This is a genomic window from Kitasatospora sp. NPDC093558, from assembly GCF_040683475.1.
Lineage (GTDB): Bacteria > Actinomycetota > Actinomycetes > Streptomycetales > Streptomycetaceae > Kitasatospora.
In genome coordinates, this window is the sequence record NZ_JBFBDY010000259.1 from 1 (window position 1) to 8,924 (window position 8,924).

Sequence of the window (8,924 nt, forward strand, 5' to 3'; positions counted from 1 at the left end):
GCGGCCGCTGCCGCTGTCACTGCCGCCGACGGCGTCGGCGGGCTGGCCGGGCACCGATGCGGGCCGACCGCCCTGCCGAGACAGGCTCCCCATCGCCCCCGTCGCCTTGGGCGGGTACTCGGTCACGGGGCGCCGCTCGGTGCGCGGTCCTCCCGAGGACCGGGCGCCGCCGGTCACTCTGTGTCCGGGAATGTGTGTGGGCATGCGTTGGTCTGCGCCGTTCTGCCGAGTCATGTGCTGATAGGGAAGGCATGTGGAGCGTAGCGTGACCGACTCGCTGCAATGCGCTACCGCCACTCGGTCGTCCCCCGATCCGGTGGCGTTCTCGTCACCGGATCCGGGCACCCGCAGTGGACGAACCGGTTCGGCAGGTCAACCCCCAATCGCCCGTCACTCCTCCTTGCAGCCCGCCTCAGCTCATCCGTTCACCTCGCCCTGTACTCACCGCCTCCGCACGATGCGCCAGTGCGCGCCGTGCCGTTCCACGAAGCCGAGCGACCCCAACTCGTAGAGCCTCTGCAGCACTTCGTCCGGCGGCAGCCCCGACTGCCGGGCCAGCCGCTCGACCGGCGCGCCCTCGGCCGTCGCCGGCACGGCCTCCAGCACCCGCGCGACGGGCGGCTCCAGCAGGTCTCGCGGCAGGACCGGCCCGGTCCGCGGCGGCGCGAGGTCGTCCCCGATCGCACCGATCAGCTCCGTCACCTCGGCCGCGTCGGTGACCAGCGTGGCGCCGCCACTGCGGATCAGGGCGTGCACGCCTACCGAGAGTTCGGACGTCACCGGCCCGGCCACGCCCATGGTGTGCCGATTGAGGTCCCGCGCCCGCCTGGCCGTGCTCAGCGCGCCGCTGCGCACGGCCGCCTCCACGACCACGGTGCCCCTGGTGAGGGCCGCGATGACCCGGTTGCGCAGCACGAAACGGAATCGGTTCGGGTGCTCCCCGGGCGGGAGTTCGCTGACCAGGAGACCCTGGGCCCCGATCCGCCGGATCAGTTCGGCGTTGCCCTTCGGGTACGCGACATCGACCCCGCAGGCGAGGACTCCCACGGTCAGTCCGCCCACCGCCAGGGCTCCGCGGTGGGCGGCGGCATCGATCCCGTAGGCGGCGCCGGAGACCACCACCCACCCCCGCTCGGCGAGTTGGGCCGACAGCTCCCCCGCGACGTGTGCGCCGTACGCCGTGCAGGCCCGGGAGCCCACCACCGCCACCGAGCGGAGTGCGAGCAGGCGCAGCGACCCGGTGCCGGTGGTCCAGAGTCCGGTCGGCCGTCCGTCCCCCAGGTCGTCCAGCTGGCTGGGCCATTCCGTGTCCCCCGGAATGATGAAGCGTCCACCGCAGGCTCGTACCCGTTCCAGGTCCTCGGCCGGGTCCAGACCGGGAAGTCTGGCCTGGTAGCCGGCCAGGCGGGGCCCGTCGAGGCCGGGGTGGTCGGGCACGGCACCCTCCCGGATCGCCTGGACCACGTCGGTGGCGGCGAGTTGGCTGAGCCAGCGGCCGACCACCGCGTCCCCGGGTTCGCTCAGTCGGCTGAGCAGCGCCCGGGCGAGCCGCTCCGGCTCGGGCTGCTCAGCCGCCGACGGCTGGTGAGGATCCGCCATCAGCCGGTTCATGCGTCACCGTCCTCGTCCGCCGGGTACTCGTCGCGGGCACCTCCGGGTGGGCCCTGCCCCGGAGCGCTCCGTTGGGCGGGGATGCTCCCGACCCGCCCGAAGGAGCGTTCGGCCATCGGAAGTCCGCTCTCGACGCCGGTGCGCAGGACCAGCGCCGTCCGCACGTCCCGCTGGTCCGGACGGTCCCGGCCCGCGAGGTCCGCGACCGTCCAGGCGACTCTGAGCACACGGTCCAGGCCACGGGCGGTCAGCAGCCCCCGCTCCAGCTGCCGCGCGGCGTCGTTCAGTGCGCCGGGGGCGAGCTGCCAGCGCGTCCGCAGTTCGTGCCCAGGGACCTCGGCGTTGACCCGCCACGGCGTGCTGGCCAGCCGGGCGGCCGCCCGCTCCCGCGCGGCCAGCACCCGGGCCGCGATGATCTCGGTGGTCTCCGCCGTGCTGTCCCGCTCCATCAGCTCGACCCTGGTCACCGGGGCGACCTGGACCTGGAGGTCGACCCGGTCCAGCAGTGGCCCAGACAGCCGACCCTGGTAGCGGCTCACCATCGCAGGGGTGCACTCGCACCCCTCGCCCCGCCGCGAATGCCGGCCACACGGGCAGGGATTGGCGGCGAGACAGAGCAGGAACCGGGCCGGGAGCCGGAGCGATCCGGCCGAGCGCGCGATCACCACCTCGCCCGACTCCAGCGGTTGCCGCAGCGCGTCGAGCACCCGGACGGGGAACTCCGGTGCCTCGTCCAGGAACAGGACACCCCGGTGGGCGAGCGACACCGCACCCGGCCGGGGCAGGCCGCTGCCGCCACCGACGATCGCCGGCATCGTGGTCGAGTGGTGTGGGGCGCAGTACGGGGCGCAGTCGATCAGCGGACGGCCCGCCGGGAGCAGACCCGCGACCGAGTGCACCGCGGTGACCTCCAGTGCCTCCTTCTGCGTGAGCGGTGGGAGCAGCGAGGGCAGCCGCTCGGCCAGCATCGTCTTGCCGGCCCCGGGCGGCCCCTTCAGGTACAGGTGGTGTCCCCCGGCGGCGGCGATCTCCAGGGCCCGCCGGGCCTCGTACTGGCCGGCCACGTCGGCCATGTCGAGGCGCGCCGCCTTGTCGTCGGGCAGGCCCCGCACGCCCGCACTCGGCAGCATGAGCCCGGCCATCAGGGGATCGGGGCGGCCCCCGATCGGGTCGGGCGGCTCCTCCGGCGCGGGCACGCCGCTGAGGACGGCGATCAGCTGGCGCAGGCTGCGGACACCGATCACCTTCACCCCGGGGACGAGCGAGGCCTCGGGCGCCGTCTGCTCGGCGACGACCACCCGTTCGTACCCGGCGTCGGCGGCGGCCAGCACCGAGGGCAGCACCCCGCGGACGGGCCGCACCCGGCCGTCCAGCCCCAGCTCGCCGATGATCAGCAGGTCGGCGATGGCCGACGGGTCGAGCCGCTCGGCGGCGGCCAGGACCGCACAGGCCACCGCGAGGTCGAAGCCGCTGCCGCTCTTGGGTACGGAGGCGGGACTAAGGCCGACGGTCAGCTTGCGCTGCGGCCAGGCCTCGCCGCTGTTCACGACGGCCGCGCGCACCCGGTCGCGGGCCTCGGACAGCGCCTTGTCGGGCAGGCCGACCAGGGTGAACGCGGCCACCCCGGGCTCCAGATCGGCCTGGACCTCGACGATCACCCCGTCGACGCCGACCAGCGCGACGGAACAGGTACGGGCGAAGGCCATCTCAGACCACCCCCCGCAGGTGGTCCACCGAGGCTGCGCCCCGGAACCGGTTGATGACCGCGACCAGGTCGATCCGGACGCCTCCCGGCGGGGCGGGCGGCCACTGCGGATCAGCCGGCCCGGGCTCGTACCCGGGCCCGGCCAGCTGCACGAAGTGCCCGGGCCAGCGCTCGGCCAGCCAACGCTCGGCCAGCCGCTGCAGCCGGGCGGCCTTGGCCTGGTCGATGGCCTCGGTCGGCTGCTGGAAGCCCCGCTCGGAGCGGGTCTTCACCTCGCAGACCGCCACGGTGTCGCCGTCGAGGGCGACGATGTCCAGCTCGCCCTCGGCGCAGCGCCAGTTGCGGTCCAGGATGCGGAGCCCGTCCTCCGCGAGGCGGCGGGCGGCGACCCGCTCGCCGTAACGGCCGAGGCTGGTCTTGCTCGGCCTGTCCGGCCCGCCCCGGCGGGACTTCGGGGTGACCGCGCCCTGCACGGTCGGGTTCTGCGCGGTCGGGTTCTGAACGGTCGTGTTCTGCACGGTGACCACCTCCGCCGTGGAGGTTGTACCGCCGCGCCCGACGGGACCCGGTATTTACCTTTTCCTGTGGACAACTCGACCCTGTGGATAACTTTCGTCACCCGCAGGAGTGAGAATCCCCGATCGCGCGAAATTCCGCTGGACAACGCGGAACCGGGCGGTCCAACGTCAGTTCCCGAAGCCGGCGTCGTCCGAGGGCAGCTCCAGATCGCTCTTCGCGAGTTCCTCGATGTTCACGTCCTTGAAGGTCAGCACCCGGACCTTGCGGACGAACCGGGCCGGCCGGTACATGTCCCAGACCCACGCATCCGCCATCGACACCTCGAAGAAGACCTCGCCCTGGACCGAGTGCACCTGCAGCTCGTAGTCGTTGGTGAGGTAGAACCGTCGCTCGGTCTCGATCACGTACTTGAACAGGCCGACGACGTCCCGGTACTCCCGGTAGAGCTTGAGCTCCATCTCGGTCTCGTACTTCTCGAGATCTTCGGCACTCATCCAGGCGTCCCCTCAACTTGTCAGTCCACCCATTGTGGACCACCGCACCCACGCTCAGAGCCGTACCGGAACGACCGGCGGGCCCTGTGCCAGCAGCCGCTCCAGGAACTCGGCCAGTCCGGCCGGGTAGACCGTCTCGGCGGTCCGCCTCAGTTCCTCGACCGTCCACCAGCGTGCCGCGAGCAGCTCGGCGTGTTCCTCGTCGCCCATACCCGAGTGGTCGAGGCCCGTGACCTCGGTCCGGGCCAGGTGGAACCACTGCTCCTGCTCGTAGCGCTGTCCCCGGAAGGAGAACGACACCGTGCCGTACCCCACCAAGGGCCCCAGCTCCACGCCCCGCAAGCCCGTTTCCTCCGCGAGCTCCCGCGCGGCGGCGTCGCGCACGTCCTCCCCGGGTTCCAAACCGCCCCCCGGGGTGAACCACCAGGTCACGTCCGGCACCGCCGGGTCGGAACCCAGGAAGAGGAGGACACGGTCCTGCCCGTCAAGCAGCAGGATCCGCGCCGCCCTGCGACGCCGTACCGTCATGGCAGCCCTTCCCGCCCCTTCCGTCCGCACCGGTGGTGGTACCGATCCTGCCACCCGACGCGTCCATCCGGGGCGATGTTCGACAGAGCGGCCCGGCCGACGGCGGCCGTGCTCAGGATGCGCGCCCCCGGCGGAGCCTGCGGGCCAGGCCCGCCACGCCGCCCACCGCCGAGGTCACGACGATCAGTGCGGCGCCGCCGACGGTGGCCGCGGCCGCCGGGACCAGCGGACCGGGCTGAGCGGCCCGCGGACCTGCGACGCCGTCGAACGCCCCGGTCCTGGCGAACGCGCCCATCCGGCCGAACGGCAGCACGGTCGCCTCCACCCGCGCCTCGACGGCGTCGGCCGGGACGGTCCCGCCATCGGCCGCCAGGTGGGTGCGGGAGTCGAGGGAGACCAGCCGGTTGTCACCGAGAAGGAACAGCCGGCCCTGCGGCACCGTGACGCTGAAAGGGGCGCCCTGCGGGCCCCGCGTCTCGAGGTAGGGCTCGTCGACCCGGGTGCCGTTCACCGTCAGCCCGCGGCCGTCCTCGGTACTGGCGACGGTGTCCCCGCCCACCGCGACGACCCGCTTGACCATGAGCTCGCCACCCCACGCCTGGTCCTTGAAGACCACCACGTCGCCCCGGCCAACGGAGCCGCCGTCGGTCGTCCGGGCGAGCACGGTGTCCCCGACCTGCAGCGTGGGGGACATCGAGGCCGTGGGGATGTTGTACGGCCGGTAGCCGATCGCGATGACGGCGAACCCGCCGACCAGCAGCACGAGGCCGAGCCCGATCAGGACGCCCTGCACCACGGCGGCGGCCCGGCGACGCGGCCGGGCGGGCGGCGCCGGCCGGTCGGCGGTCTGTTCCACGACACTGCTCATCGACACCGTCCAGCTCTGACCTGCCGGAGCACGCCCCGGGTGCGCCGGAGGCACAGGCGGAGAACCCGACGGGCCGTGGCACGTCCGAGCAGATTACTCGTCGGTACCACGGCCTGCGCAAGAGCTGGAGAGGAGTCGGCGGAGCTCAGGAGTCCTTCCGCCGGTCCGACCGGTTCCGCACCCGGCGCACCAGCGGGAGCAGGGCCACCGCGCCCGCCGCGCCGGCCACCGGCGGCACCAGCGGCACGCCCGCCGCCAGGCCCTTCTGGTCGAAGGTGCCCGGCACCGGCAACGTCGCCCAGCGGTCGATCGGCCAGGCCACCACGAAGGCGCGCCCGATCACGTCGTCCACCGGAACGGTCCCGCCGCCGGGCTGGTCCATGTGGAAGCGGGAGTCCAGCGAGTCGTCGCGGTGGTCGCCCATCACCCAGATCCGCCCCGACGGCACCTTCAGCGGGCCGAAGGTCCGGCTGCAGGGGTTGTTGCCCGGGAAGATGTACGGCTCGTTGAGCGCGACGCCGTTGACCTTGACCGGGCCGCCGCTCTCGCACTCGACGGTGTCGCCGCCGACCGCGATGACCCGCTTGATGAGGTCCTTCTCGTTGGCGGAGGGCATCAGGCCGACGAAGCTCAGGACGTCCTGCACCCCCCGGAGGAAGGAGTTGTTGCTCTGCTGGACGGGCTCGTCGTTCAGCCAGCCGCCCGGGTCGTGGAACACCACGACCTCGCCGCGCTCGGGCTCGGCGCCGAACCAGGGGGTCAGCTTGTCCACCAGGACACGGTCACCGACCTGCAGCGTGTTCTGCATCGACTCCGACGGAATGGAGAAGGCCTGGACGAAGAAGGTCTTGATCACCAGGGCCAGGACCAACGCGATGCCGATCAGGATCGGCAGTTCCTTCCAGAACGACCGCGGCTTCTTGTCCTTGCCGGAAACCTGCTCCTCCGACCCGTCCGCCGGTCCTGACCCGCTCCGGAGCTCGCCCGGGGTACCGCCCGTCCCGTCGCCCGGCTCGTCGGCGGACTGGGCCGCCGCGTCCTCGACCGAGGCCGACGGCGCTGCGGACTCGGCGGACCGGTCCGCCCGGCTGCCGGAGCCCTCGGGCTCTCCGGCGCCTGAGCGGGCGCCGATCACCAAATCCCCCACAACGTCTCCTCCCTGCTGTGCGGACGCCCGTGCGCCCGCGCTCGGAGTGCCGCACAGCGGGCACCACGCTCACTACGACCATGAACGCCTCAGGGCTGCCCACCACGGGCGCCACTGACACCAGCACAGCCTCGACGCGCAGCCGGAACGTCCCGGCCGCGCCTGCACTTCTCTATCACTCCCAGGCATCCGGCTCGCGATCCCACGCGCGCGGCCCGGTGGGTCGGCGGCCTGCGGGGCCTACCGCGAGGGCCTGTCCGGCCTGCGAACGGCAAGCGGAAGGATGCCCAACACACCCATAACGAGCGGAGGTTCCATCGGAACCGGCCCAACGGCCATCGAATTCCGCGCAGTTCCCGCAGCCTGCGGAGCGCGCGCCAGAGAGGAGAGTGAACTCGGCTCGTCAAGTTGATGGAAGCGGTCCAGCGGCCAGGCGATCACGAACGCCCGGCCGACCACACCGCTCAACGGGATCGTGCCCTGGCCCGGATTCCCCATGTGGAAGCGGGAGTCGGCGGACACGTCCCGGTGGTCGCCCATGACCCAGAGCCGGCCCTGCGGCACCTTCACCTTGAAGGGCTGCCGGGACGGCGGGTTGCCGGGCGAGAGGTACGGCTCGTCCACCGGCGTGCCGTTGACGCTCAACCGCCCCTTCGCGTCACAGCACTCCACGGTGTCCCCGCCGACGCCGATGACCCGCTTGATCAGATCCTGCTCGCTGTCGGACGGCAGCAGCCCGACGAAAGTGAGGACCTGCTTGGCCCCGCCCAGGACCGGACCGTCCTCGGACGGTTTGTGATCGCTCTCCAGCCAGCCGCCGGGGTCCTTGAACACCACGACGTCTCCGCGCGACGGCTCGTTGCCGAACCAGGGGGTGAACTTGTCCACCAGCACCCGGTCCCCGACCTGGATGGTCTGTTCCATCGAGCCCGAGGGGATCACGAAGACCTGGATCATGAAGGTCTTCATCACCAGCGCCACCACCAGTGCCACCAGGATGATCAGCGGGAACTCCCGCAGCAGTGAGCGCCTGCGCCGACGGGCCGCGCGCCGCGCGGTGCGGCGGCGGTCGGCGCGGCCGCGGACCGGGACGCCGTCGGCCCCCTCCGCCTCCGCGTCGGCCGGGTGCTCGGCCAGCCGGCCCCTACCTCTGGTCCCCATGACCACCCGTCCCCGCTGTCGCGGCGAAGGCCGAAGGCCTGTCGAGGCTGCTCCAGTGCGCGACCGGGTAGACCACCCAGTCCGCCCGGCCGATCACCCTGCTCTCGGGCACGAACCCGCCGCCGGCCTCGCCGAGGTGGTCGCGGGAGTCCCGGGAGGCTCTGCGGTGGTCCCCCATCACCCACAGCTTGCCGGCCGGCACCACTACGTCGAAGGCCACGCTCGACGGCTCGTCGCCCGGGGCGAGGTAGGAGGACTCGTCGATCGGCACGCCGTTGACGGTGATCCGCCCACCGGGGCCGGTGCTGGTGACGCGGTCCCCGCCGACGCCGATCACCCGCTTGACGTACACGGTGTTGCCGGCCGGGGCCAGCCCGAGCTCCCGGCCGAGCGAGCGCAGCCCGTCCCAGAACCCGGCCGGTTCGGCCGGCTCCGGCAGGAAGGAGCCCGTCCCGTCGAAGACGACGACGTCACCCCGCTGGGGGTCACCGAAGGCGTAGGCGAGCTGGTTCGCGATCAACCGGTCGCCGGGGCGGAGGGTGTCCTCCATCGACCCGGACGGCACCGTGAACGGCCGCGCGACGAAGGCGTTGACCAGGAGCATCGCGGACAGGCAGATGCCCGCCAGCAGGAGGAGGTCCCGCGAACGCGACCGCCCCGGCTCCCCGTCGTCGACCGCGTCGCCGTCCACGGCCGTAATGCCCACAGCCGTAACATCCACAGCCGTAACGTCCACAGCTGTAACGTCCACAGCTGTACCGCCCACGGCCGCGTGCTCCCCGGCGTCCCCGGCGTCCCCGGATCCCGCCGTGGGATCGGGCTCCGGAACGCCCACGGGAACGGCCTCAGGCACCACCGCGGAAACGACCGCGGACCGCAGCGGCGAGTCCG

Annotated in this window: 9 protein-coding genes; all 9 read right to left on the reverse strand. The window is 72.7% G+C overall.

What is annotated here, in order from left to right; all coding sequences use genetic code 11:
• Positions 1 to 441 precede the first annotated feature (441 nt).
• The 9 genes from dprA to lepB (AB0O00_RS22445) all read right to left on the reverse strand — a co-directional run bounded on the left by dprA (position 442) and on the right by lepB (AB0O00_RS22445) (position 8,739).
• Entirely contained in the window at positions 442 to 1,611 is a 1,170-nt protein-coding gene (gene dprA, locus AB0O00_RS22405; RefSeq protein WP_363654420.1) for a DNA-processing protein DprA, read from the reverse strand.
• Complete coding sequence (locus AB0O00_RS22410; RefSeq protein ID WP_363654422.1) at positions 1,608 to 3,317, reverse strand: YifB family Mg chelatase-like AAA ATPase; 1,710 nt, start codon at positions 3,315 to 3,317, stop codon at positions 1,608 to 1,610. Before AB0O00_RS22410 ends, dprA begins: the two co-directional genes overlap by 4 nt.
• A gap of 1 nt (position 3,318) precedes the next feature.
• Positions 3,319 to 3,789 carry a YraN family protein gene (locus AB0O00_RS22415; RefSeq protein WP_363654434.1) on the reverse strand — a complete coding sequence of 157 codons (471 nt, stop codon included), beginning with the start codon at positions 3,787 to 3,789 and terminating at the stop codon, positions 3,319 to 3,321.
• A 213-nt stretch (positions 3,790 to 4,002) separates the two neighbouring features.
• Positions 4,003 to 4,329 carry a DUF2469 domain-containing protein gene (locus AB0O00_RS22420; RefSeq protein WP_329929696.1) on the reverse strand — a complete coding sequence of 109 codons (327 nt, stop codon included), beginning with the start codon at positions 4,327 to 4,329 and terminating at the stop codon, positions 4,003 to 4,005.
• 54 nt (positions 4,330 to 4,383) lie between these two features.
• Positions 4,384 to 4,857: an NUDIX domain-containing protein gene (locus tag AB0O00_RS22425; RefSeq protein ID WP_363654424.1), complete on the reverse strand. Its 474-nt coding sequence runs from the start codon at positions 4,855 to 4,857 to the stop codon at positions 4,384 to 4,386.
• Positions 4,858 to 4,969: 112 nt separating this feature from the next.
• Positions 4,970 to 5,725, reverse strand: coding sequence for a signal peptidase I (gene lepB, locus AB0O00_RS22430; RefSeq protein ID WP_363654426.1), 756 nt, complete (start codon positions 5,723 to 5,725; stop codon positions 4,970 to 4,972).
• Positions 5,726 to 5,870: 145 nt separating this feature from the next.
• The gene (gene lepB / locus AB0O00_RS22435; protein WP_363654428.1) at positions 5,871 to 6,872 is read right to left on the reverse strand and encodes a signal peptidase I; all 1,002 of its coding nucleotides are present in this window, start codon (positions 6,870 to 6,872) and stop codon (positions 5,871 to 5,873) included.
• A gap of 240 nt (positions 6,873 to 7,112) precedes the next feature.
• Entirely contained in the window at positions 7,113 to 8,033 is a 921-nt protein-coding gene (gene lepB, locus AB0O00_RS22440; protein WP_363654430.1) for a signal peptidase I, read from the reverse strand.
• Positions 8,017 to 8,739 (reverse strand): signal peptidase I, encoded by a 723-nt coding sequence (lepB, locus tag AB0O00_RS22445; protein WP_363654432.1) that lies wholly within the window; start codon positions 8,737 to 8,739, stop codon positions 8,017 to 8,019. Before lepB (AB0O00_RS22445) ends, lepB (AB0O00_RS22440) begins: the two co-directional genes overlap by 17 nt.
• Positions 8,740 to 8,924: the final 185 nt, after the last annotated feature.

What these genes read in the sequence shown, in the direction of transcription:
- dprA (WP_363654420.1), bottom strand. Translation starts at nt 1,611, where the DNA reads ATGAACCGGCTGATGGCGGATCCTCACCAGCCGTCGGCGGCTGAGCAG.
- AB0O00_RS22420 (WP_329929696.1), bottom strand. Translation starts at nt 4,329, where the DNA reads ATGAGTGCCGAAGATCTCGAGAAGTACGAGACCGAGATGGAGCTCAAG.
- lepB (WP_363654426.1), bottom strand. Translation starts at nt 5,725, where the DNA reads ATGAGCAGTGTCGTGGAACAGACCGCCGACCGGCCGGCGCCGCCCGCC.
- lepB (WP_363654430.1), bottom strand. Translation starts at nt 8,033, where the DNA reads ATGGGGACCAGAGGTAGGGGCCGGCTGGCCGAGCACCCGGCCGACGCG.
- AB0O00_RS22410 (WP_363654422.1), bottom strand. Translation starts at nt 3,317, where the DNA reads ATGGCCTTCGCCCGTACCTGTTCCGTCGCGCTGGTCGGCGTCGACGGG.
- AB0O00_RS22425 (WP_363654424.1), bottom strand. Translation starts at nt 4,857, where the DNA reads ATGACGGTACGGCGTCGCAGGGCGGCGCGGATCCTGCTGCTTGACGGG.